This window comes from Vulcaniibacterium tengchongense, from assembly GCF_003814555.1.
In the GTDB taxonomy this organism is placed as follows: Bacteria; Pseudomonadota; Gammaproteobacteria; order Xanthomonadales; family Xanthomonadaceae; genus Vulcaniibacterium; species Vulcaniibacterium tengchongense.
The window spans coordinates 97,150-118,379 of the sequence record NZ_RKQN01000005.1 but is presented as its reverse complement, the minus strand read 5'-3'; the positions used below and the strand labels follow the sequence as shown (position 1 = coordinate 118,379).

22 protein-coding genes are annotated in these 21,230 nt (G+C 74.6%); 15 read left to right on the top strand and 7 right to left on the bottom strand.

Going from position 1 to position 21,230, the window contains the following annotated elements:
- Window positions 1-71: 71 nt before the first annotated feature.
- Window positions 72-1,715, bottom strand: a complete 1,644-nt coding sequence (locus tag EDC50_RS14955; RefSeq protein WP_123771311.1) for a tetratricopeptide repeat protein — start codon at window positions 1,713-1,715, stop codon at window positions 72-74.
- Window positions 1,716-1,965: 250 nt separating this feature from the next.
- Here EDC50_RS14955 and hemA point away from each other — a divergent pair, with 250 nt between their 5' ends.
- From hemA to ppk2, 6 genes are all read left to right on the top strand, one after another.
- Complete coding sequence (hemA, locus tag EDC50_RS14950; RefSeq protein WP_123771299.1) at window positions 1,966-3,252, top strand: glutamyl-tRNA reductase; 1,287 nt, start codon at window positions 1,966-1,968, stop codon at window positions 3,250-3,252.
- A 54-nt stretch (window positions 3,253-3,306) separates the two neighbouring features.
- On the top strand, window positions 3,307-4,392 hold the full coding sequence (prfA, locus tag EDC50_RS14945) for a peptide chain release factor 1 (RefSeq protein WP_123771298.1): 1,086 nt from the start codon (window positions 3,307-3,309) through the stop codon (window positions 4,390-4,392).
- A 184-nt stretch (window positions 4,393-4,576) separates the two neighbouring features.
- Window positions 4,577-5,389, top strand: coding sequence for a GNAT family N-acetyltransferase (locus EDC50_RS16840; RefSeq protein WP_338419806.1), 813 nt, complete (start codon window positions 4,577-4,579; stop codon window positions 5,387-5,389).
- Window positions 5,386-7,101: an O-linked N-acetylglucosamine transferase, SPINDLY family protein gene (locus EDC50_RS14930; RefSeq protein ID WP_123771297.1), complete on the top strand. Its 1,716-nt coding sequence runs from the start codon at window positions 5,386-5,388 to the stop codon at window positions 7,099-7,101. Before EDC50_RS16840 ends, EDC50_RS14930 begins: the two co-directional genes overlap by 4 nt.
- A gap of 343 nt (window positions 7,102-7,444) precedes the next feature.
- Window positions 7,445-7,966: a molybdenum cofactor biosynthesis protein B gene (moaB, locus tag EDC50_RS14925; RefSeq protein ID WP_123771296.1), complete on the top strand. Its 522-nt coding sequence runs from the start codon at window positions 7,445-7,447 to the stop codon at window positions 7,964-7,966.
- 24 nt (window positions 7,967-7,990) lie between these two features.
- Window positions 7,991-8,776: a polyphosphate kinase 2 gene (gene ppk2 / locus EDC50_RS14920; protein ID WP_123771295.1), complete on the top strand. Its 786-nt coding sequence runs from the start codon at window positions 7,991-7,993 to the stop codon at window positions 8,774-8,776.
- 16 nt (window positions 8,777-8,792) lie between these two features.
- Here ppk2 and EDC50_RS14915 read toward each other — a convergent pair whose 3' ends face one another.
- The 3 genes from EDC50_RS14915 to EDC50_RS14905 are packed head-to-tail and all read right to left on the bottom strand — an operon-like array spanning window position 8,793 to window position 10,933.
- Complete coding sequence (locus EDC50_RS14915; RefSeq protein WP_123771294.1) at window positions 8,793-9,062, bottom strand: acylphosphatase; 270 nt, start codon at window positions 9,060-9,062, stop codon at window positions 8,793-8,795.
- Entirely contained in the window at window positions 9,059-9,667 is a 609-nt protein-coding gene (locus tag EDC50_RS14910; protein ID WP_123771293.1) for a TlpA family protein disulfide reductase, read from the bottom strand. The genes EDC50_RS14915 and EDC50_RS14910 overlap by 4 nt, the downstream gene beginning before the upstream one ends.
- Before the next feature lie 3 nt (window positions 9,668-9,670).
- A complete protein-coding gene (locus EDC50_RS14905; RefSeq protein WP_123771292.1) occupies window positions 9,671-10,933 on the bottom strand; it encodes a YihY family inner membrane protein in 1,263 nt (420 codons plus the stop codon).
- A 261-nt stretch (window positions 10,934-11,194) separates the two neighbouring features.
- On the opposite strand from EDC50_RS14905, the gene wrbA reads away from it, so the two are divergent.
- From wrbA to EDC50_RS14885, 4 genes are all read left to right on the top strand, one after another.
- Window positions 11,195-11,788 (top strand): NAD(P)H:quinone oxidoreductase, encoded by a 594-nt coding sequence (gene wrbA / locus EDC50_RS14900; RefSeq protein WP_123771291.1) that lies wholly within the window; start codon window positions 11,195-11,197, stop codon window positions 11,786-11,788.
- Complete coding sequence (locus EDC50_RS14895) at window positions 11,785-12,120, top strand: DUF2069 domain-containing protein (protein ID WP_242003054.1); 336 nt, start codon at window positions 11,785-11,787, stop codon at window positions 12,118-12,120. The genes wrbA and EDC50_RS14895 overlap by 4 nt, the downstream gene beginning before the upstream one ends.
- A gap of 267 nt (window positions 12,121-12,387) precedes the next feature.
- Window positions 12,388-12,876: an asparaginase domain-containing protein gene (locus EDC50_RS14890; protein WP_123771290.1), complete on the top strand. Its 489-nt coding sequence runs from the start codon at window positions 12,388-12,390 to the stop codon at window positions 12,874-12,876.
- Window positions 12,877-12,880: 4 nt separating this feature from the next.
- The gene (locus tag EDC50_RS14885; RefSeq protein WP_123771289.1) at window positions 12,881-13,285 is read left to right on the top strand and encodes a DUF488 domain-containing protein; all 405 of its coding nucleotides are present in this window, start codon (window positions 12,881-12,883) and stop codon (window positions 13,283-13,285) included.
- On the opposite strand, the gene EDC50_RS14880 is transcribed toward EDC50_RS14885, so the two are convergent.
- Window positions 13,275-15,032, bottom strand: a complete 1,758-nt coding sequence (locus EDC50_RS14880; protein WP_123771288.1) for a S8 family peptidase — start codon at window positions 15,030-15,032, stop codon at window positions 13,275-13,277. The two genes, EDC50_RS14885 and EDC50_RS14880, sit on opposite strands and share 11 nt — an antisense overlap.
- A gap of 577 nt (window positions 15,033-15,609) precedes the next feature.
- Window positions 15,610-16,167, bottom strand: a complete 558-nt coding sequence (gene sufT, locus EDC50_RS14875) for a putative Fe-S cluster assembly protein SufT (RefSeq protein WP_123771287.1) — start codon at window positions 16,165-16,167, stop codon at window positions 15,610-15,612.
- Window positions 16,168-16,304: 137 nt separating this feature from the next.
- On the opposite strand from sufT, the gene EDC50_RS14870 reads away from it, so the two are divergent.
- On the top strand, window positions 16,305-16,724 hold the full coding sequence (locus EDC50_RS14870) for a hypothetical protein (RefSeq protein WP_123771286.1): 420 nt from the start codon (window positions 16,305-16,307) through the stop codon (window positions 16,722-16,724).
- Here the strand turns inward: EDC50_RS14870 and pdxR are convergent.
- Window positions 16,721-18,157: a MocR-like pyridoxine biosynthesis transcription factor PdxR gene (gene pdxR, locus EDC50_RS14865; protein ID WP_123771285.1), complete on the bottom strand. Its 1,437-nt coding sequence runs from the start codon at window positions 18,155-18,157 to the stop codon at window positions 16,721-16,723. The genes EDC50_RS14870 and pdxR overlap by 4 nt on opposite strands.
- Before the next feature lie 109 nt (window positions 18,158-18,266).
- On the opposite strand from pdxR, the gene EDC50_RS14860 reads away from it, so the two are divergent.
- The 4 genes from EDC50_RS14860 (at window position 18,267) to EDC50_RS14845 (ending at window position 20,812) form a co-directional block, all read left to right on the top strand.
- Window positions 18,267-18,776: a hypothetical protein gene (locus tag EDC50_RS14860; RefSeq protein ID WP_123771284.1), complete on the top strand. Its 510-nt coding sequence runs from the start codon at window positions 18,267-18,269 to the stop codon at window positions 18,774-18,776.
- A 133-nt stretch (window positions 18,777-18,909) separates the two neighbouring features.
- Window positions 18,910-19,764: a helix-turn-helix domain-containing protein gene (locus tag EDC50_RS14855; RefSeq protein ID WP_123771283.1), complete on the top strand. Its 855-nt coding sequence runs from the start codon at window positions 18,910-18,912 to the stop codon at window positions 19,762-19,764.
- Entirely contained in the window at window positions 19,761-20,261 is a 501-nt protein-coding gene (locus EDC50_RS14850) for a hypothetical protein (RefSeq protein ID WP_123771282.1), read from the top strand. The genes EDC50_RS14855 and EDC50_RS14850 overlap by 4 nt, the downstream gene beginning before the upstream one ends.
- Window positions 20,262-20,350: 89 nt before the next feature.
- On the top strand, window positions 20,351-20,812 hold the full coding sequence (locus tag EDC50_RS14845; RefSeq protein WP_123771281.1) for a hypothetical protein: 462 nt from the start codon (window positions 20,351-20,353) through the stop codon (window positions 20,810-20,812).
- The last annotated feature ends 418 nt before the right edge of the window (window positions 20,813-21,230 follow it).

Sequence of the window (21,230 nt, the reverse complement as noted above, 5' to 3'; positions counted from 1 at the left end):
AGGCGCCCCGGCCGGGGCCGTGCGCTGCCCCACGCCCCCGCGGAAGAGGGCCGCCCATGCCATGCCCCGCCTCATGCGCCGGCCCTCTCCAGCGCGCGCTTCAGCGCGCGGTTGTCGGGATCGAGCTTGCGCGCCTGGTCGAAGTACTTGCGCGCCTCGTCCTTGCGGCCGAGTTCCCACAGCACTTCGGCCAGGTGCGCGGCGATCTCGGCGTCCTTCTGCAGGGTCAGCGCGCGGCGCAGCTCGACCAGCGCCTCCTCCTTGCGGCCGAGGCGGTACAGCACCCAGCCGTAGCTGTCGATGATCGCGGGGTTGTCCGGCTCGGCGGTGCGGGCGCGCTCGATCAGCTGCAGCGCCTCGCGGTAGCGGGTGGTGCGGTCGGCCAGGGTGTAGCCGAGGGCGTTGAGGGCGGCGACGTTGTCGGGTTCGGCGACCAGGATCCGGCGCAGGTCGGCTTCGGCGCGCGGGATGTCGTCGCGGCGCTCCCAGCTCAGGGCGCGGGCGTAGAGGATCTCGGCGTCGTCCGGGAACGCGGCGAGGCCGCGGGCGAAGGCCTCCAGCTCGCCGGCCGCATCTCCGTCCTCCTCGCGCAGCGCCGCCTCGAGCAGATGGGCGTCGCGGCGCGCCTCGTCGGGCGCGGCGGCGTCGCCCTGCAGCTCGGCCACGGCGCGGTAGGCTTCGTCGCGGCGGTCGAGCTCGTGCAGCACGTTGGCGCTGCGCAGGCGCGCGGTCCAGCGCTGCGGGCCGCCGGGCACGCCCCGGTACCAGTCCAGCGCTTCGTCGAAACGGTCGAGGAACTCGGCCAGTTGGCCGAGCAGCAGCCGCCGCTGCGGATCCGGCTTGTCCGCACCGGTGCGCAGTTCCTCGTACAGCCGCGTCAGCGCCGGCTTGTCGTCCGCCTGGGCCAGCAGGGCGGCGCGCAGCGCGTAGACCTCGTCGTCCTGCGGCCCGGCGGCGAGCGCGCGCTCGGCGGCGGCGTAGTCGCCCAGGCGCCGGTATTCGTCGGCGAGGGCCCGGCGCAGCTCGGCGTCGCCGCCGGCACGCGCGGCCAGATCGGCGAGGATCGCACGGGCGCCGTCGGCATCGCCGCCGTCGCGCAACTGGCTGGCGCGCAGCAGGCCGACCCGCGGCTCGCCGGGGAAGCGGCGCACGACCTCGGCGACGATGCGCTCGACCAGCTCCGGCTGCTCCAGGCCCTGCGCCAAGCCGCCGAACGCGAGCCACGCGGGCAGCTTGTTCGGGACCGCATCGTCGTCGAGCAAGCGCTCCAGCAGGCGGGCGGCCTGCTGCGGATCGCGCGCGCCGGCGCCGAGCACGCCCAGGGCCTGGCGCCAGCCCGCGTCCCCGGGCGCGCTGAGCAACTGGCGAAGATGGCGGCGCGCGGCGCGCTCGTCGTCGCGGCGCAGCGCCAGCACCGCCTCGGCCGCGGCCAGGCCCAGGCCCTGCCCGCCCTGCGCGCGCCACAGCGCCAGCGCTTCGCCCGCGCGCCTGTCGTCCTTGGCCAGCAGGGCGATGCGGGTGGCGCGCTCGGCCAGCGCGACGTCGCCGGCCGCGCGCGCGGCCTGCAGGTAGCTGGCGGCGGCCTCGTCCAGGCGCCCGGCCTGGAGCGCGAATTCGCCGGCCAGCAGCGGCTCCAGCGCAGCGCCGACCGGATCGGCCGGCGCCGGGCGCGGGGTTGCCGCCGCGAGCGGGCCGCTCAGCGCCGCGGCAAGCATCAGGCCGAGCGCGCGCCCGAGCGGGCCGGGCGCCGGTCGGGGCGAGTTGACGTGGATCGATCCGTTCAAAGGCGGTGCCGCTGCAGAGGGAGAACCTGTGGCGTGGACGTCGAGACGGACCGCGGTGGAACGGAGCGTCGGCGCTGCCGACGCCGTCGATGCGAGCCCGCCGGGAGCCTGGCCGGTAGAATGGCGGGCTCCGGTAGCCAGCAGCTTAGCGCAAGCACCTGAACGTAGAGTCCCGGCGTCGATGAGCCTGTTCGTCCTCGGCATCAACCACCAGACCGCGCCGGTCGAACTGCGCGAGCGCGTCGCCTTTTCCGGCGACGCGGTCGCGACCGCGCTGCTGTCGCTGCGGTCGCTGCCGGGCGTGAGCGAGGCCGCGCTGCTGTCGACCTGCAACCGCACCGAGGTGTACGCGGTCGCCGAGGACGAGGACGCGCTCGCCGACTGGCTGGCCCGCCACCCGGAACCGGCCGCCGCCGACCGCGCGCTGCACGACTACCTGTACCGGCACCGCGACGCGGACGCGGTGCGGCACCTGTTCCGCGTCGCCACCGGGCTGGATTCGCTGGTGCTGGGCGAGCCGCAGATCCTCGGCCAGGTCAAGGACGCCTGGGCCGCGGCCCGCGCCGCCGGCACGCTGGGCACGCGCCTGGACCGGCTGTTCCAGCACGCCTTCTCCACCGCCAAGCGCGCGCGCACCGACACCCGCATCGGCGCCAACCCGGTATCGGTGGCTTCGGCGGCGGTGCGCCTGGCGCAGGAATCGTTCGCGCGCCTGGACGAGGCCTGCGTGTTGCTGATCGGCGCCGGCGAGACCATCGAGCTGGCGGCGCGGCACCTGGCGCAGGCCCGCGCCAAGCGCCTGCTGGTCGCCAACCGCACCCTCGCCCACGCCCAGGACCTCGCCGGCCGCCACGGCGGCTACGCCCTGCCGCTGGGCGATCTCGACAAGCACCTGGCCGAGGCCGACGTGGTGATCTCGGCCACCGCCAGCCGCGAGCCGGTCCTGCGCGCGGCGCAGGTCGCCGCCGCGCTGGCCGCGCGCAAGCACCGGCCGATGCTGCTGGTCGACCTGGCGGTGCCGCGCGACATCGACCCGGCCGCCGCGGCGCTGCGCGACGTCTTCCTCTACACGGTCGACGACCTGGAACGGGCGATCGAGGACAACCGCCGCAGCCGGCGCGAGGCCGCGACCGAGGCGGAGGCGATCATCGAACTGCAGGTCGCGCGCTTCACCGAGCAGATGGCGGCGACGGCGCGGATCGAACCGCTCAAGCGCCTGCGCGCGCACGGCGAGCACGCCAAGGCCGAGGCCCTGGCGCGGGCACGCCAGCAGCTCGCCGCCGGCGGCGACCCGGAGCAGGTGCTGCAGCTGCTCGCCCATACCCTGACCAACCGCCTGCTGCACGCGCCGACGGTGGCGCTGCGCGAGGCCGCGCTGACCGGCGACGCCGAACTGGCGCGCGCGGCCGGCAAGCTCTTCCCGGAGAGCGAGGAACGCGTGCGGAGCGACGGGGAGCGCGAGGCTTAGCGACGCCCATCCGCCGCGTCCCTCGTTTCCCGCCCCCCTGCCCGTTCCTCTGCCATGACCCCGACCCTGCGCCGCAAACTGGAAGCGCTCGCCGAGCGCCGCGAAGAACTCGAACGCCTGCTCGCCGACCCGGACATCGGCGCCGACGCCGAGCGCTTCGGCAAGCTCTCGCGCGAGTTCGCCCAGCTCGAACCGGTGGCCGCGGCGCTGCGCGCCGAAGCGCAGGCGCGCCAGGACCTCGCCGCGGCCGAGTCGATGCGCGGCGACCCGGAACTGGCCGGGCTGGCCGAGGAGGAAATCGCCGACGCGAAGCGGCGCCTGGAGCGGCTGGAAGCGGAGCTGCTCGCGCACCTGATCCCCAGGGACCCGCGCGACGGAGGCGACCTGTACCTGGAGGTGCGCGCCGGCACCGGCGGCGACGAGGCGGCGATCTTCGCCGGCGACCTGTTCCGCATGTACGTGCGCTACGCCGAGCGGCGCGGCTGGAAGGTCGAGGTCGAATCGGCCAACCCCGGCGAGCACGGCGGCTACAAGGAGATCATCGCCCGCGTCGAGGGCCGCGGCGCGTACTCGCGGCTCAAGTTCGAGTCCGGCACCCACCGCGTGCAGCGCGTGCCGGAGACCGAGTCGCAGGGGCGCATCCACACCTCGGCGGCGACGGTGGCGATCATTCCGGTGGAGCCGGATGGCGAACCGATCGAGATCAATCCCGCCGAGCTGAAGATCGACACCTTCCGTTCCAGCGGCGCCGGCGGCCAGCACGTCAACAAGACCGAATCGGCGATCCGCATCACCCACCTGCCCAGCGGCATCGTGGTCGAGAGCCAGACCGAGCGCAGCCAGCACGCCAACCGCGACAAGGCGATGAAGCGCCTGGCGGCGATGCTGGCCGAGGCGCAGGCGGCGAAGGCCGCGGCCGCGACCGCGGCCACGCGCAAGCTGCAGGTCGGCAGCGGCGACCGCAGCCAGCGCATCCGCACCTACAACTTCCCGCAGGGCCGGATCACCGACCACCGCGTCGAAGGCCTGACCCTGTACGACCTGCCCCACATCCTCGAAGGCGATCTCGACCCGCTGGTCGAACGCCTGCAGCAGGAGCACCAGGCCGACGAACTGGCGCGGCTGACCGCGCAGACATGAGCGGCGATCGCCGCCCGGCGAACGCCGCGGGCCCGAGAACGAGCGAAGAGGACCCGGGCCGCGCCGCTGGACGCGGAGGCGCGAACGGCGGCGCGCGAAAACCGCGCCGCCGACGGAGCCATCGCGGCGCTGTCGGCGGCTTCGTCGCGATGCCAGAATGGCCGCTCGCCTTCCGGAGGCCGCCATGCCGCTGACGATCCGCCGCGCCGCGCCCGACGACCTGGACGCGCTCGTGCCGCTGTTCGACGCCTACCGCGCGTTCTACGGCCAGCCGAGCGACCCCGGGCGCGCCCGCGGCTTCCTGCGCGAGCGCCTGCAGCGCGGCGAGTCGGTGGCGCTGCTGGCCGAGCGCGGCGGCGCCGCGATCGGCTTCGTCCAGCTGTATCCGACGTTCTCCTCGGTGCGTGCCGGGCGGCTGTGGATCCTCAACGATCTCTACGTCGCCGCCGAGGCGCGCCGCGGCGGCGTCGCCCGCGCGCTGCTCGATGCGGCGGCCGGGTTCGCCCGCGGCGAGGGCGCGGTCGGCATCGCACTGGAGACCGCGCGCGACAACGCCGCCGCGCGCGCGCTGTACCGCGCCGCCGGTTGGGAGGAGAGCGAGACGCAGTGGTACGCGCTGAGCTTCGCGCCGGCCGCCGCGGAGCCCGCGGAAGCCGGCGAGGCGCTGTTCTCCTACGGCGCCCTGCAGGACGAGGCCGTGCAGCGGCGCCTGTTCGGCCGCGCGCTGCACGGCAGCGCCGACGCGCTGACCGGCTACCGTCTCGACTGGCTCGGGGAACGCGACCCGGCCGCGGTCGAGACCCGCGGCGTGGTGCGTCACCCGGTGGCGCGCGCCAGCGGCGACCCCGCCGACCGCGTGCCTGGCACGCTGTTCCGCGTCGGCGCGGTCGAACTCGCCCGCGCCGACGAATACGAGGCCGGCGACTACCGCCGCGTGCGCGTGCGGCTGGCCTCCGGCGCCGAAGCCTGGCTGTACGTCGGAGCGCGGGCGGGATGAACGATCCGCGCGCCGCCGCCCGCGCCGCGGCGCAGCGCCAGCCGCACGACGCGCTGGCCTGGATCCTGCTCGCCGAGGCCGAGCTCGACGGCGGCGACGCGGTCGCGGGCGAAGCCGCGGCGCGGCGCGCGCTGGCGCTGCGCCCGGGGCATCCGGAAGCGCTGGCGCGGCTCGGCCGCGCGCAGTGGATGCAGGGCCGCCGCCACGACGCGGTGGCGAGCCTGCGCCAGGCCGCGGCGAATGCGCCGCGCCATCCCGGCATCGCGGTCTGGCTGGGGCATGCGCTCGAGGACGCGGGCGAGGCCGAGGCCGCCGCCGAGGCCTACGCGCATGCGCACGCGCTGGCGCCGCGGGAACCGCAGATCGCCGCCTACCTGCTCGCCTGGCGCCGCAAGCTCTGCGACTGGCGCGGGCTGGACCCGCTGGCGCGCCAGGTGCGCGAGGCGGTGAACGCCGGCACCGCCGCGGTCGAACCGTTCGCGTTCCTGAGCGAGGACGCGAGCGCGGCCGAGCAGTTGCGCTGCGCGCGGCGGCGGGCCCTGCAACTGGCGCGGACGGTGCGGCCGCTGCCGCCGCCGGCGGCGCCGGCGCCCGATGCGCCGGTGCGCGTCGGTTTCCTGTCCAACGGCTTCGGCGCGCACCCGACCGGGCTGCTCACGGTCGCCCTGTTCGAGGCGCTGCGGGCCGCGCACCCACGACTGGAAACGCATCTGTTCGCGCTGAACCGCGACGACGGCAGTGCGATCCGCCGCCGCCTGCACGCCGCCGCGCACGCGCTGCACGACCTCGCCTTGCGCCCGCACCGGCAGATCGCGCAGGCGATCCGCGATGCCGGCATCGAGGTGCTGTTCGACCTGCGCGGCTGGGGCGGCGGCGGCGCGCCGGAGGCGCTGGCGATGCGGCCGGCGCCGGTGCAGGTCAACTGGCTGGCCTACCCGGGCACCTCGGGCGCGCCGTGGATCGACTACGTGCTGGCCGATGCGTTCGTGCTGCCGCCGGCGCTGGAAGCGGGCTTCAGCGAGACCGTGCTGCGCCTGCCGCGCTGCTTCCAGCCCTCCGACACCGCGCGCGAGGTGCCGCCGGCGCCGCCGCGCGAGGCCTGCGGCCTGCCCGCGCGCGGCGTGGTGTTCTGCTGCTTCAACAACAGCTACAAGCTCAACCCTCGCAGCATGGCGCGCGCGCTGGCGGTGCTGCGCGAGGTGCCGGGCTCGGTGCTGTGGCTGCTCTGCGGCCCCGGCCGCGCCGACGACCGCCTGCGCGCGTTCGCGCAGGCGCAGGGCGTGGATCCGCAGCGCTTGATCTTCATGCCCAAGCAGCCGCACGCCGACTACCTGGCGCGGCTGCGCCACGCCGATCTGTTCCTCGACACCGAGCCGTACAACGCGCATACCACCGCGTCCGACGCGCTGTGGGCCGGCTGCCCGGTGCTGACCCGTCCCGGCGGGACCTTCGCCGCGCGCGTCGCCGGCAGCCTCAACCACCATCTCGGCCTGGCGGCGATGAACGTCGCCGACGACGCGGCCTTCGTCGCGCGCGCGGCCGAGCTCGGCCGCGACCCGCAGGCGCTCGCCGGGCTGCGCGCGGAACTGGCGGCACGGCGCCGCGCCAGCGGCCTGTTCGACATGGACGGCTTCGCGGCCGACTTCGCCGCGATCGTCGCGCGGCTGGCGCGGGCCCATCGCGAAGGCCGGCGGTCGCAGGCGACGCAGTGACGCCGCACGCGCCGGCCCTGCGCGACGCGGCCGGCGCGGAAGGATCGTGGCAAGGCCGCGGCCAAGCGGCCGGATACCGCCGCCGCCCGGCCCGGCGTTCCCGGCGCGCGGTGCTCTTGCCTTTCGCCGACCCGCCGCATCGCAGGCGCGGCATGGCTCGCGCGGCCTTCGGCCGCAACCACGCCGCCGAACGCCCCGCGGGGACGTGTCCACGGCGTATCGCGCAGGCCCATGCGCGGCGACGCGCTGCCGCCGGCGAACGGAGACAGGAAAACCGCAGCGCGCCGGCGCGCGCCGCGAGCGCGATGCGGCGACCGCACCGGCCATGCGCTAACCTGCCCGCATGACCGCCGAACGCGATTTCATCCCGTTGAACCTGTGCGTGCTGACCGTGTCCGACACGCGCACCCCCGCCGACGACAGCTCCGGCGACTATCTCGCCGCCGCGCTGGCCGAAGCCGGCCATCGCCTGCACGCGCGCGCCCTGCTGCCGGACGACCGCTACAAGCTGCGCGCGCAGGTCTCGGCCTGGATCGCCGACGACGCCGTCGATGGCATCCTGGCCACCGGCGGCACCGGCTTCACCGGCCGCGATTCCACGCCCGAGGCGCTGCTGCCGTTGCTGGACAAGGAAATGCCCGGCTTCGGCGAGCTGTTCCGCGCGCTCAGCTTCGACGAGATCGGCACCAGCGCGCTGCAGTCGCGCGCCTTCGCCGGCCTGGCCAACGGCACCTTCCTGTTCGCCCTGCCCGGTTCGACCTCGGCCTGCCGCACCGCCTGGGAGAAGATCGTCCGCGCCCAACTGGACGCGCGCACGCGGCCGTGCAACCTCGCCACGCTGCGTCCGCGCCTGCGCGAACGTTGACCGATCCCCCGCCACGGAGCGCGCATGGGCAAGCTCAAGCGCAAGGACTACCAAGCCCGCCTCGAACCGCTGCAGCTGGAGCTGGCGGCGATGGCGCGCTGGCTGCGCCACCGCGGCAAGCGCCTGGTGGTGCTGTTCGAGGGCCGCGACACCGCCGGCAAGGGCGGCGCGATCGGCGCGATCGCCGAGCACCTCAACCCGCGCCAGTGCCGCGTCGTCGCCCTGCCCAAGCCGGGCGAACGCGAGAGCACGCAGTGGTACTTCCAGCGCTACGTGCCGCACCTGCCCGCGGCCGGCGAGATCGTGCTGTTCGACCGCAGCTGGTACAACCGCGCCGGCGTCGAGCGGGTGATGGGCTACGCCACCTCCGGGCAGGTGGACCTGTTCCTGCGCCAGGCGCCGCTGTTCGAGCGCATGCTGGTCGAGGACGGCGTCCTGCTGTTCAAGTATTGGCTGTGCTGCGACCAGGCGAAACAGGAGCAGCGCTTCGCCGAGCGGCTCGAGGATTCGCTCAAGCGCTGGAAGCTGTCGCCGGTGGACCTGGAAGCGCGCCAGCGCTACGCCGACTACACCCGCGCCCGCGAGGCGATGCTGCGCGCCACCCACACGCCGTACGCGCCGTGGACCCTGGTCGACTTCAACGACCAGAAGCGCGGCCGCCTGACCCTGATCCGCGACCTGCTCGACCGCCTGCCCGACACCGAACTGCCGCCGCAGGAGATCGGGCTCGAGCCGCTGCCCGGCAAGCCGCACAAGGAGCGCTATCGCGTGCTGGAGCCGATTCCGGCCTGGGACGGCGCCGCCGGGTGAGCGCGCGGCGCGGCGCTCACAGGGTGGCGAATCCCTCGCCCGCCTCGTCTTCGCGCGCCGGCAGGCGCTCCAGCCCGTCCACCCGCGCCAGCGGCGGGCCCTCGCGCAGCCACGCGGCGAGCTGCTCCAGCGCGTCGTCGCTGCCGGCCGCGAGCACCTCGACCCGGCCGTCGGGCAGGTTCCTGGCGTAGCCGCGCAGGCCGAGCGCGCGCGCCCGCTCCCGGGCCGAGGCGCGGAACCACACGCCCTGCACCTTGCCGCTGGCGACGAAGCGCGCGGCGCTCATCGCCCGCCTCCGACGCCCGGCTTGGGCCCGCCGGCCTTGGCGATCGCGGTCTCGATGTCCTTGGCGGTGACCGGGCCGAGGAAGCGCTCGGCGACCTTGCCGTCCGGCGCGATCAGATAGGTCATCGGCAGCCCGCGCGGGGTCTCGAAGTCCTTCGGCGGGTCGTAGGTGTCGACGATCGCGACCGGGTAGACCACCGGATGCAGCTGCAGGAACACCCTCATGTCCTCCGGCTCGATGTCCTCGTAGGCCAGGCCGATCACCTCGATGTGCTCGCGCATGCCGTCCAGCGCCGACAGCTCGGGCATTTCCTTCAGGCAGGGCTTGCACCAGGTGGCCCAGAAGTTGACCACCACCCACTTGCCGCGCTGCTTGCCCAGGTCGTAGGCGCGGCCGTCCACGGTGGTCACCTGCAGTCGCGGGCGCTCCGCGGTGGCACGGGTCGGCGCGGCCGGTTCCTCCGGCAGCGCCATCGGCGCGTCCTCGGCCGCCGGCGCTTGCGCCTGCGGCTCCGGCTCGGGCTCCGGCGCGGGCGGTGGCGACTGCTGCTGGCAGGCGCCGAGCAGCGCGGCCAGGGCGAGCGTGAGCAACGGGCGACGCGGCATGGATCAGTCCTCTTCGTGCAGGGTGGAGGCGCGGCGCTTGAGCAGGTCGCGCAGCGGCAGGCGCAGGTCGTCGAGCACCTGCACCGCGGTGCGGCCGAGCGCGTCGTCGCGGCACGGCAGGTGCGCCTCGGCGACGGGAATGCGCAGCTGGCAGGCTTCGTACAGCTCGGCCAGGCTGAGGTCCTCCAGGTCGCGCGCCAGCAGCCATTCGCCGTCCTCGGCGCGGCGCACCACGTCGATCTCCGCCAGCTGCGCCAGCATCTGCTGCACCAGCGCGTCGGTCAGCATCGGCTCCAGCGCCTCGATGTCGTCGCTGTGCAGACCGCGGCCGCGCTTGCGCGCTTCCTGGAAGCGGCCGAGCAGGCGCATCAGGCCGTAGATCTCGAAGCCCATCGGCAGCCGCATCGACGCGGGCTGGTAGCGGAACTCGGACACCGACGACGCCAGCGACGCGCCCAGCAGCACCGCGACCCAGCTCAGGTAGATCCACAACAGGAAGATCGGCACCACCGCCAGCGGGCCGTAGATGCGCGAGTAGGAGCTGAAGCCGCCCAGGTAGATGCCCAGCCCCCACTTCACCGTCTCGAACAGCAGCGTCGCCAGCAGCGCCCCGGCGAACGCATGGCGCCAATGGATCGTGCGATGCGGCACCACCCGGTAGATCGCGGCGAAGGCGAACAGCTCGATCGCCATCGGCGCCAGGCGCAGCATCAGCTTCTGCAGCGCGTGCCCGGCCTCGGTGGAGAACACCGCCAGGGCGAAGAACTTGGCCGAGATCGCCAGGCTGGCCGCGGCCATCAGCGCGCCCAGCGTCAGCACGGTCCAGTACACCAGGAACCGGGTCAGCTTCGGCCGCGCCGCCTTGACCCGCCAGATCCGGTTGAACGTCGCCTCCACCCCGTTGAGCGTGATCAGCAGCGACACCACCAGCGCGGTCACGCCGGCCGCGGTGAGCTGGCCGGCGTTGGCCGAGAACTGCTTGAGGTAGGCCTCCACCGAACGCGCCGCGCTGGGCACGAAGTTGGAGAAGATGTAGTCGCTGAGCCGGTCGCTCCACTCGTTGAACACCGGGAACGCCGAGAGCACGCCGAACACCACCATCGACAGCGGCACCAGCGCGAACACCGTGGTGTAGGCCAGGGCGCCGGCCGCCTGGAACAGGTTGTCCTCGAGGAAACGGCGGGCGAGGAAGCGGAAAAAGGTGCCCACGCGCGCGCGGTCGCGCACGCGCTCGCTCCATCGGTTCAAGGTGTCCAGCGGCTCCATCGCGCGGAGGGTAACCGATGCCGGCGGGATAGACAGCCAAGGACCGGCGCGGCGGCGGAACCGCGCCGGCGCGGTTGCGTCCGCGCCACGCGGTGCCGGGGCCGACGGCCCGCCGTCGGCGCCATGGCGCGGCGGCGCGCGAGCCCGCGCGCGGCCGGTCCGATCGCCGCCGAGGAAACCGATCCGGCCACTGCGGCACGGCGCGGCGTTCCGGATGCGCTCACGCCGATCCTCTATGCTTGCCGCTCACGGGAGGACGCGATGACCGAGATCCTGGTGCTCTACTACAGCCGCGGCGGTTCGGTGGCGCGGCTGGCGCGGCAGATCGCGCGCGGCGTCGGCGAGGTCGAGGGCGCGAGCGCGCGGCTGCGCACCGTGCCGCCGGTGGCGACGGTGGTGCAGACCGCGGCGCCGCCCGTGCCGGAGGAAGGCGCGCCCTACGTCGAGGCGCGCGACCTGGTCGAATGCGCCGGCCTCGCGCTCGGCAGCCCCACCCGCTTCGGCAACATGGCCGCGCCGGTCAAGCATTGGCTGGACGGCCTCGGCGCGGAATGGGCCAGCGGCACCCTGGTCGGCAAGCCGGCGGCGGTGTTCACCTCGACCGCGACCCAGCACGGCGGCCAGGAATCGACCCTGCTGTCGATGATGGTGCCGCTGCTGCACCACGGCTGCGTGCTGCTCGGCATCCCCTACACGGAACCGGCCTTGAACAGCACCCGCGGCGGCGGCACGCCCTACGGCGCCAGCCACGTGGCCGGGCCGCAGGACGACCCGCAGCCGACCGACGACGAGGCGGCGCTGGCGCGCGCGCTCGGCCGGCGCCTGGCCGCGCTCGCCCGCAAGGTGGCCGAGTGATCTGGCGCGCGGTGCTGTTGCTGGCGCTGCTGGCGCTCGCCGCGGTGTACGTGGTCTGGTTCGTGGAACACGAGCCGTCGCCGGCGGTGGAGTTGGTGGTGTTCGCGCTGCCGCCGCTGCTGCTGGCGCTCGGCGTGTGGCGGCACCGGCGCCGCGCCGGCTTCTGGGCCGGGGTGCTGGCCCTGGCCTGGTTCAGCCACGCGGTGATGGTCGCCTACACCCGGCCGCCCGAGCGCGGCTATGCGCTGATCGCGCTGGCGCTGGCGGTGGCGATCGTGTTCGCGGCCAGCCTGCCCGGGCTGCGCGCCCGCTTCGGCCGCCGCCGCGGGTAGGGCCGGCTCCGCAAGGCGAAGCGGTTTTGCGCCGCGGATCGGCGCGGGTGCGCGATGCGCCCGGATCGGCATTTCGTGGCGGCGTCGGCGCTGCGGCGGCGCGCAGACGCGCCCGCCCAAGGGCGGCGGCGCCGACTGCCCGCTTCGCCCGTCTTGCCCGCGCGCCCGCGTCGATCCGCGGCCGGCGAAGGGCCCGCACGCGGCCAGGACCGCGGCAAGCACGCCGCGAACGTATAATTCCGGCGACTTCCGCATCTCGCTCCCGCGATGGACCAGCTCTGCATCGTCACCACCGGCGGCACGATCGACAAGATCTACTTCGACGACAAGTCGGACTACCAGATCGGCGAGCCGCAGATCGGCAGCATGCTGCGCGAGCTGGGCGTGGGCTTCCAGTTCACGGTGATCCCGATCCTGCGCAAGGACTCGCTGCACATCACCGCCGAGGACCGCGAGCTGATCCGCGCCACCATCGCCGCGCAGCCGGTGCGGCACGTGCTGGTCACCCACGGCACCGACACCATGGTCGAGACCGCCAGGGTGCTGGCTTCGCTGAAGGACAAGACCATCGTGCTGACCGGCGCGCTGAGCCCGGCGCGCTTCCGCGGCTCGGACGCCGAGTTCAACGTCGGCTGCGCGGTCGGCGCGGTGCAGTCGCTGCCACCGGGCGTGTACATCGCGATGAACGGACGCATCTGGGACCCGGCCAAGGTGCGCAAGAACGTCGCCGCCAACCGCTTCGAACCGATCGGGTGAGGCGATGCCGGCGCCGCGGCTCAAGCGCGTCTACGACGCCCCCGCGGACGAGGACGGCCTGCGCATCCTGGTCGACCGGCTGTGGCCGCGCGGCCTGCGCAAGGATGCGGCGCGGATCGACCGCTGGCTGAAGGAGGTCGCGCCCAGCGACGCGCTGCGCCGGCGCTTCCACGCCCGTCCGCAGGCGTGGGACGACTTCCGCGCCGCGTATGCCGAGGAACTGCGCGACAACCCGGCGCTGGCGGAACTGCGCGCGCTGGCCCGACGCGAGCGCGTCACCCTGCTCTACGCCTCGCGCGACGCCGAGCGCAACAACGCGCGCGCCCTCGCCGAGCTGCTCGCCGGAAAAAAAGCCCCGGCGCGAGGCCGGGGCAGCGAGGGGAGAACGAACAGCCCCGTCAGAAAGTGATCGACCAGCTGTTGACGTAGCCGGTGTCGTAGGTGGCGTTGTCGTTGACGCGCAGGCGCCAGGTGCCGTTCAGCGCTTCCGACGACAGGTTCACGTTGTAGGTCTGGTTGATGTTGTCGGTGCCGCCGCCGCTGCGGTTGTGCAGCGTGTACACCGAGCCGTCCGGCGCCACCAGGTCGACCTTCAGGTCGCCGATGTAGGTGTGCACGATGTTCACCGCCACCGGCACGCTGGAGCCCGCGTTGCCGCTGCGGCCGGACACCGCGATCGGGCTTTCCACCGTGGCGTTGTCGCGGATCGCGTAGTCGGTGCCGTTGCTGTAGGTCTGCCCGCCCCCGCCGCCCCCGCCGGCGACCGCGTCGAGCACCGCCCTGGCGTTGAGGATGCCCGGGCCGATCGGCTGCGACGGCGTCGACGGGAACGGCGTCACGTTGGCCTTGATCAGGCTCTCCACCTGGGCCGGCGTCTTCGGCGTCGCGGACAGCGACTGGATCAGCGCGACCACGCCGGCCACGTGCGGCGTCGCCATCGAGGTGCCGTTGTAGCTGGCGTAGGCCTCGCTGCCGGGCGTGGTGGCGCCGTTGTTGAGCGTGGACAGGATGCTCGAGCCCGGCGCGGCGATGTCGATCAGCGAGCCGTAGTTGGAGAAGCTCGAACGCGCGCCCGAGCTGGTGATCGACGCCACCGCGATCACGTTGTTGCAGTTGGCCGGGCTGGAGTTGCTGACGTTGCTGTTCTCGTTGCCCGCGGCCACGACCACCGTGGTGCCGCGGCCGACCGCGCTGTTGATCGCGTTCTGGAAGGTGCTGCCGCAGGCGCCGCCGCCGCCCAGGCTGAGGTTGATCACCTCGGCCGGATTGGGATTGGCGGGCACGCCGCTGACGGTGCCGCCGGACGCCCAGACGATCGCGTCGGCGATGTCGGAGACGCTGCCGCCGCAGCGGCCGAGCACGCGCACCGGCACCACCTTGGCGTTGAACGCGGTGCCGGCCACGCCCTTGGCGTTGTTGGTGACCGCGGCGACCGTGCCGGCGACGTGGGTGCCGTGCCAGCTCGAGTTGGTCACCGGCGAGCCGGCGTAGCACTCGTTGGCCATCGGGTTCCAGTCGCCCTCGTCCTGCGGGTTGCCGTCGCGGCCGTCGCCGTCGCGCGAGACGAAGGTGTCGCTGATGAAGTCGTAGCCCGGCAGGATGTTGGCGTTCAGATCGCTGTGGCTGGTGATGCCGGTGTCGATCACCGCGACCACCGCGCCGCTGCCGGTGGCCAGGTCCCAGGCCGCCGGGGCCTTGATGCCGTAGGTGCCGTTGAAGCCCCACTGCTGGCCGTAGTGGGTGTCGTTCGGGGTCAGCGCCCGGTACATGCGGCGGTCCGGCTCGGCGTAGTCGACGCTCGGATCGGCGGCGAGCTGGCGCAGCAGGCTCTCGGCCTCGGCGCGGTCGAGCTTGCGGTCGGCCTTCAGCACCTCGGCGCCGACCGCGAGGGTGCGCTTGTGGGACAGGCCCAGCGCACGGCCGTGGCTCCTGGCCACCGCCGCGGCGGCGCGGGCGAGGCTCTGCTGGCGGCTGGCGGCGCTGACGCGTTCGCTGGCGCCGTCCTTGTACTTGACGATGAACTGGTCGAACTCGGTGCCGGACTGCAGGCCCGACAGGTCCGCCCGGCCGGCGAAGGCCAGGCCCGACGACAGCGCGAGCGCGGTGGCCGCGGCGAGGGCATGCAGGCGGATACGGTGCTGACGACGATCGGACATCGGTGAAACCCCCGAAATGGTGGAACCGCGTGATGGTGGAATGGCCGGTCGGACGCGACGGCGGTTCCGGTCGTGCCGGCCCCGTCGCCGGCGCGCGGCCGGCACGACGGACAGCGACATGCTGCCGGCGTCGCGGCGATGGGAGCCGCGGCGGAATCCGACCGGGCGACGCGATCCCACGATGCGGACACGGCGTCTTGCCCGCTGCGACGGATCGCCGGCGCGCGGCCGGGTCGAGCGCTGCGCGCGGGTCCGGCGGCCCGCGCGCAGTACGGGGCCGGCGCCGGCCCCGTATCGCTGCAACGCGGCCAACCTAGCCAATCCCTACCGAAAAGGAGTGCGCCAGAGTCGGCAAAAATCCGGACTGGGACCGGCATCACGCGCGGCCGATGAACCGCGTGGGATTCGCATGCGACACGCCGAAACGAAGCGACGCGCCGCGACGTGCGCAGCGCGGCGCGCCCTCGCCGGCGGCATCGCGCAAGGAAGGAAAACGGGAAAGCGAGGGCGACAGCGGGCGCGGGATCTCGCCGCCTCGCAAGCGGCCGGGGCGGCGCCGTCGCCGGCGCCGCGCCGATCAGAACATGCCGGTCTCGAGCCGCGCCGCCTCGGACATCATGCTGCGGTTCCACGGCGGGTCGAACACGAGTTCGACGTCGGCCTCGGCCACGGTCGGGATCATCTCGAGCTTGTCGCGCACGTCGGCGACCAGGATGTCGCCCATGCCGCAGGCCGGCGCGGTCAGGGTCATGCGCACCTCGACCTTGCGCTCGCCGGGCCGCTCCGGGTGCGGCTGCACCGAGGCCTCGTAGACCAGGCCGAGGTCGACCACGTTGATCGGGATCTCCGGATCGAAGCAGGTGCGCAGCTGGCGCCAGACCATCTGCTCGACCGCCTCGTCGTCGGCGCCCTCCGGCAATTCCAGCGGCGGCGGCGGTTCCTTGCCGATCGCATCGGCGTCGCGGCCGGCGACGCGGAACAGGTTGCCTTCGACGAACACGGTGTAGCTGCCGCCCAGGCCCTGGGTGATGTAGCCGACGCTGCCGGCCGGCAGGGTCACTTCGTCGCCCTGGGGCACCATGACCACGGCGCAATCGCGCTCGAAACGGACGGGTTCGCTGCTGCGGGAGTACATGCCGGGAAGATTGGGGTGCCGCGACCCGGCACAAGGCCGCCCATTCTAGAGCCTGGCGGCCGCGCCGGCGCGGCGCCGGCCCGCGCGCGCGGCGCGCGCCGGCTATGCTGTGCGGCCGCCCCGCCGCCGAGCCTTCGATGATCCCAGCCGCCCGCTCCCTCCGCCGCGTTTCCTGGTTCGCCTGGGCGCTGCTGGCGCTGGCGGTGTGCGGATCGGCCGCGGTGTGGGTGCTGCTGAGCCTGTACAGCGGCCGCCAGCACAGCTGGATGGCGCTGCTGGCCGCGCTCGACGTGGCCTGGCTGTTGCGCCTGGGCCGCTGGCCGAGCGGGCGCCTGCGCCTGCTCGCCGGCGTGCTCGCCACCGCGGCCGCGGCGGCGCTGGCGAACTGGTGGATCGTCGCGACCCAGCTCGGCGCGATGCTCGGGCTGGATCCGCTGAGCTCGGCGCTGCGCCTGGGCGCGCACCACGCCTGGACCCTGATGCGCCTCGCCAACGGCCCGACCGACCTGGCCTGGATCGCGGCGGCGCTGGTCGCCGCGGCCTGGACCTCGCGCTAGCCCGTTTCGTCGAGGCAGCGCTGCAGCAGCCGCACCGCCTCGCGGATCTCGGCGGCCGACAGGCTGGCGAAACCGAGCAGCAGGCCGGCGCGGTCGGGCGATTCGAGGTAGTACGGCGCGATCGAATAAAGCCCCAGGCCGAGGCCGCGCGCGTGGGCGATGAAGGCCTCGCCCTCGGCGGCGCTGCGGCCCTCGAGCCAGGCGACCAGGTGCATGCCGGCGCGCGAGTCGGCGATGCGCAGGCGTCGTTCGCCGCAGCGGCGCAGGCCGTCGAGCAGCGCCGCGCGGCGCTCGCGCAGGGTGCGCGCGGCGCGGCGCAGATGGCGCTCGAACCCGCCTTCGGCGATGAAACGCGCCAGCGCCGCCTGCTCGATCGCCGGCGAAGCGAAGTCGTCCTGCCATTTCGCGTTGAGGAAGTCGCGGCGCAGCCCCGCCGGCACCACCAGGTAGCCCAGGCGCAGCGCCGGGAACAGCGCCTTGGAGAAGGTGCCGACGTAGATCACCCGGCCGTGCTCGTCGAGCGAGCGCAGCGCGTCCAGCGGGCGTCCGTCGTAGCGGAATTCGCCGTCGTAGTCGTCCTCCAGCACCCAGCAGTCGTGGCGGCGGGCGTAGTCGAGCAGCGCCAGGCGCCGCGACAGCGACATCAGCGCGCCGCTGGGGAACTGGTGCGAAGGCGTCACGCAGACCAGCTTCGGCGCCGGCTGCGGCAGGGCGTCGCAGCGCAGGCCGTCGGCGTCCACCGGCACCGCGCGCACCTGCGCGCCGTGGATCAGCAGCAGCTCGCGCAGCGAGGAGTAGTGCGGCTCTTCCAGCGCCACTTCGTCGCCCGGGTCGAGCAGCACGCGCGCGGTCAGCGCCACCGCCTGCTGGGTGCCGGCGACGACGAACACGTCCTCCGGCGCGGCGACCACCCCGCGCCGCCGCGCCAGGTAGTCGCATACCGCCTCGCGCAGCGCCGGCAGGCCCTGGGTCGCCGGGTAGCCGGGCGAGGTGTACGCGGCCGCGCGCGCCAGCTCGCGCGCCCAGGCGGTGGTCAGCGCCGGGTTGGCCATCGGCACGCCGTACTGGAAGGCGTAGCGCACGCCGGGAATGGCGCGGCCGGGCATGTTGGCGTGGTCGTGGTAGCGGCGCGCGCGGCGGGCGAAGGCCGACTGCGGCGGCAGCGGCGCCTCCCCGGCGGGCGCCGGCCGCGGGCCGCGCAGCGGCGGGGTCACGTAGCTGCCGGAGCCGACCCGGCCCTCGACGAACCCCTCGGCGCGCAGCTGTTCGTACGCGGCCAGCACCGTGTTGCGCGACACCCCCAGCTCGCGCGCCAGCTGGCGCGTCGCCGGCAGGCGCGCGCCCTGGCCGAGGCGCCCGGCGAACACGGCGCTCTTCAGCGCCCGGGTGAGCTGCGCGTGGACCGGGCCGCGGCCGTCGAGCTGCAGGTGCATGGAAACCTCCGCGCGGCGAATTGGCCCCATTGAACCGCGGCGCAATGGCCCTTGCCAGGGCCGCTTCGCCGGCGCTTCATGGGGCCACTTCCGCCGGAGAACCTCGCCGATGGCCACCGTCGCCGCCGCGGCCCGCCCGCGTTCCGTTCCGCTCGATCGTCCCTGGGCCTGGCTCCTGCTCGGCGGGCTGGTGGCGGGCAGCCTCGACCTGCTGTTCGCGATGGCCTGGTGGGCGCCGCTCGGCGCGAGCCCGGGGCGGATCCTGCAATCGATCGCCGCCTGGGGAGTGGGCCGCGAGGCCGCCTTCGCCGGCGGCGCGGCGACCCAGGCGCTCGGCGCCGGGCTGCATTACGCGCTGACGACCGCGGCGGTGGCGCTCTACGCCGCCCTCGCCCGGCGCCATGCCGCGGTGCGCCGGCGGCCGTACGCGGCCGGCGCCCTGTATGGCGCGTCGGTGTTCGCGCTGCTGCACCTGATCGTGGTGCCGCTGCTGTCGGCCGCGCCGCCGCGCGAGTTCCGCCCGGACTGGATGAGCGCCTGCCTGCTCGCGCACATGCTGCTGCTGGGCGTGCCGGCGGCGCTGTTCGCCGAACGCGCGCGGCACGCCGGCACGCGCTGAGGGGGCGCCCGCGCTTCGGCCCAGGGCCGGTACGGCGGCGCAAATGGCCCCCGTGGCCGGGCCCGGAGTGGCGCTACGAACGGGGCCGCCCGCGCCCTAGCGTGGGCCTCCACCGCCCACCGCTCCGCCCGCCATGCTGCTCGCCCCGCTGCCGATCCGCGACCGCGAACGCCTCGACCCCGTCGCGCTCGACGCCGCCCGTCGCCTGTACCTGTTGCACCCCGCCGGGCGCCTGGCGAGGGCGGAACTGCCCGCGCACTGGCTCTCGCTGTGGCTGCCGCTGCGCGGCGCGCTGCGGCTGCAGTGCGAGGACGGGGCCTGGGAACTGCGCCGCGGCCGCAGCCAGCTGTGGCGCGGCGCGCTGCACGCGGGCGGCGGGCGCGATGCGCGTTGGCTGGCCGTGGCCGGGCCGGAACCGGCCTGGGCGCCGCATCTGCAGGCGGCCGGCGCCGAACACCTGTTCGCCCACGAGGATGCCGCCGGCCTGCTGCGCAGGGCCGCGCTCGCCCTGGCCCGCGCCGGCGAAGCCGCGCGGGCGCCCGACCTGGCGCGGCTGTGCGCGGCGCTGCTGGAGCAGCAGCGCGACGTCCAGGACCGGCTGCCGCACTGTCCCGGCCGCACGCCGCTGCGCCGGCGGCAATCGATGCAGCGGCTGCTGCGCGTGCGCCACCTGATCCGCTGCCGCGGCGACATGCGCCTGGACCTGGCCGCGCTGGCGCGCCGGGCCAACTGCTCGCCCGGGCATCTGCAGCGCGCCCATCGCCAGGTGTTCGGCGACACCCCGTCCGAGTACGCCGCACGCCTGCGCTGCGAACGCGCCTGGCGCCTGGTGCGCGATACCGCGCTGCCGATCGGCGCGATCGTCGAGGCGCTGGGCTTCGAAGGCCACGCCGCCTTCAGCCGCAGCTTCAAGGCCGCGTTCGGCGCCACCGCCGGGGAAGTGCGCCGCAGCGCACGCGCCTCGCTGCCCGCCTGGGGCCGGCCATGAGCGCGCCCGCCCGTTCCGTACCGCTGCCGCGCCGCCGCACCGCCGCGGCGCCGGCGCTTGCCGCCGGCCTGGTCGCCGGCACCCTCGACATCGCCTTCGCCACTGCGTTCTGGGCGCTGCGCGGCGTCCCGCCGCTGCGCGTGCCGCAGGGCGTGGCCGCGGGGCTGCTCGGCCCGGTCGCGGTCGCCGGCGGCGCGGCGACGGCGACGCTCGGCCTGGCCCTGCACTACCTGATCGCGACGGCGATGGCCGCGGCCTATTTCGCCGCCGCGCGGCACCTGCCGCCGCTGCGCGAGCGGCCGCTCGCCGCGGGCGCCCTCTACGGCCTGTGCCTGTACGCGACGATGACCGGCCTGGTGGTGCCGCTGTCGGCGGCGCCGCTGCCCGCCGCCGACGCGGCCTGGACCGTGGCCAGCGTGTGTGCGCACGTGCTGCTGGTCGGGCTGCCGATCGCCGGGCTGGCGCGCCGCTGGGTGCGGCCGGCGGTACCGCCCTGAGCGCTCCCTCCCCCTTGCCCCGCGCGGACCTCGGGGGCTCCGCCGCGACCGGACCGCGCCCGGCGCGGCAACGCATCGGAGATCACGCCATGAACGCCTTCGCCGCATCGTCGCTGCTGCTCGGCGCCTGCCTCGCCGGGCCGGCGCTGGCCGGCTCCTGCAAGCAGGTCCACGCCGAGATGACCGAAGTCGAATCCACGTCCGGCTGCAACCCGGGCCTCGCCTCGTGCTTCCTCGGCGAGGTCGAGGGCAACCACGGCCTGCGCGGCACCACCCACTTCGCCGCCGACAGCGCCCGCGCCGGCCCGTCCACCTCGCCGGGCTTCATTTCCTACAGCGGCCCGTTCGAATACCGCACCGCCGGCGGCACCCTGGTCATGCGCGAGACCGGCGTGACCACCAACGGCCCCGAAGGCGTGGTCACCGCCTACCAGCAGATCGTCGGCGCCACCGGCAAGTACGCCGGCGCCAGCGGCCACTTCTTCGTCAGCGGGCACAAGAGCGGCGGCATGGTCGCCACCTTCGTCAATGGCGAGATCTGCCTTCCGTAGCCGGGCGCGCCCCGGCGTTCCAATCCCCATCGCTCCGGCCGGGATCCGGGACTTGCATTGGAGCAGCCGTCAAGCTCCTGGCCCCGCCTTCGTGGGGGATGACGAGGCAGGTCCGAAGGACGCGGACAAGCGACCGATACCGAACGGCCCGGAGTGAGTCCCGGCTTTGGCTTTCGACAATCGATCCGATTCCCGGCCCCGTGGGGCGGCGCACGACGCTGTGCGCCGCTTTCCGGCTGGAGCCTGGAATGGCGAATCGGCAAGCCCGCTCACCGCCGGCCGAGCGCCGGATTGAGTTGCCGGGGAGGCCGTTTTCCTGGTTACTTTCTTTTGCCCCAGCAAAAGTGACCCGGCCGCCGGCAGGCGGACGGAAGCGCTTGGAGGCCAAGCCGCGGCCGGGCTCGGCAAGCAAGGGCAA

What these genes read in the sequence shown, in the direction of transcription:
- EDC50_RS14955 (WP_123771311.1), bottom strand. Translation starts at nt 1,715, where the DNA reads ATGCTTGCCGCGGCGCTGAGCGGCCCGCTCGCGGCGGCAACCCCGCGC.
- hemA (WP_123771299.1), top strand. Translation starts at nt 1,966, where the DNA reads ATGAGCCTGTTCGTCCTCGGCATCAACCACCAGACCGCGCCGGTCGAA.
- prfA (WP_123771298.1), top strand. Translation starts at nt 3,307, where the DNA reads ATGACCCCGACCCTGCGCCGCAAACTGGAAGCGCTCGCCGAGCGCCGC.
- EDC50_RS16840 (WP_338419806.1), top strand. Translation starts at nt 4,577, where the DNA reads ATGCCGCTGACGATCCGCCGCGCCGCGCCCGACGACCTGGACGCGCTC.
- EDC50_RS14930 (WP_123771297.1), top strand. Translation starts at nt 5,386, where the DNA reads ATGAACGATCCGCGCGCCGCCGCCCGCGCCGCGGCGCAGCGCCAGCCG.
- moaB (WP_123771296.1), top strand. Translation starts at nt 7,445, where the DNA reads ATGACCGCCGAACGCGATTTCATCCCGTTGAACCTGTGCGTGCTGACC.
- ppk2 (WP_123771295.1), top strand. Translation starts at nt 7,991, where the DNA reads ATGGGCAAGCTCAAGCGCAAGGACTACCAAGCCCGCCTCGAACCGCTG.
- EDC50_RS14915 (WP_123771294.1), bottom strand. Translation starts at nt 9,062, where the DNA reads ATGAGCGCCGCGCGCTTCGTCGCCAGCGGCAAGGTGCAGGGCGTGTGG.
- EDC50_RS14910 (WP_123771293.1), bottom strand. Translation starts at nt 9,667, where the DNA reads ATGCCGCGTCGCCCGTTGCTCACGCTCGCCCTGGCCGCGCTGCTCGGC.
- EDC50_RS14905 (WP_123771292.1), bottom strand. Translation starts at nt 10,933, where the DNA reads ATGGAGCCGCTGGACACCTTGAACCGATGGAGCGAGCGCGTGCGCGAC.
- wrbA (WP_123771291.1), top strand. Translation starts at nt 11,195, where the DNA reads ATGACCGAGATCCTGGTGCTCTACTACAGCCGCGGCGGTTCGGTGGCG.
- EDC50_RS14890 (WP_123771290.1), top strand. Translation starts at nt 12,388, where the DNA reads ATGGACCAGCTCTGCATCGTCACCACCGGCGGCACGATCGACAAGATC.
- EDC50_RS14885 (WP_123771289.1), top strand. Translation starts at nt 12,881, where the DNA reads ATGCCGGCGCCGCGGCTCAAGCGCGTCTACGACGCCCCCGCGGACGAG.
- EDC50_RS14880 (WP_123771288.1), bottom strand. Translation starts at nt 15,032, where the DNA reads ATGTCCGATCGTCGTCAGCACCGTATCCGCCTGCATGCCCTCGCCGCG.
- sufT (WP_123771287.1), bottom strand. Translation starts at nt 16,167, where the DNA reads ATGTACTCCCGCAGCAGCGAACCCGTCCGTTTCGAGCGCGATTGCGCC.
- EDC50_RS14870 (WP_123771286.1), top strand. Translation starts at nt 16,305, where the DNA reads ATGATCCCAGCCGCCCGCTCCCTCCGCCGCGTTTCCTGGTTCGCCTGG.
- pdxR (WP_123771285.1), bottom strand. Translation starts at nt 18,157, where the DNA reads ATGCACCTGCAGCTCGACGGCCGCGGCCCGGTCCACGCGCAGCTCACC.
- EDC50_RS14860 (WP_123771284.1), top strand. Translation starts at nt 18,267, where the DNA reads ATGGCCACCGTCGCCGCCGCGGCCCGCCCGCGTTCCGTTCCGCTCGAT.
- EDC50_RS14855 (WP_123771283.1), top strand. Translation starts at nt 18,910, where the DNA reads ATGCTGCTCGCCCCGCTGCCGATCCGCGACCGCGAACGCCTCGACCCC.
- EDC50_RS14850 (WP_123771282.1), top strand. Translation starts at nt 19,761, where the DNA reads ATGAGCGCGCCCGCCCGTTCCGTACCGCTGCCGCGCCGCCGCACCGCC.
- EDC50_RS14845 (WP_123771281.1), top strand. Translation starts at nt 20,351, where the DNA reads ATGAACGCCTTCGCCGCATCGTCGCTGCTGCTCGGCGCCTGCCTCGCC.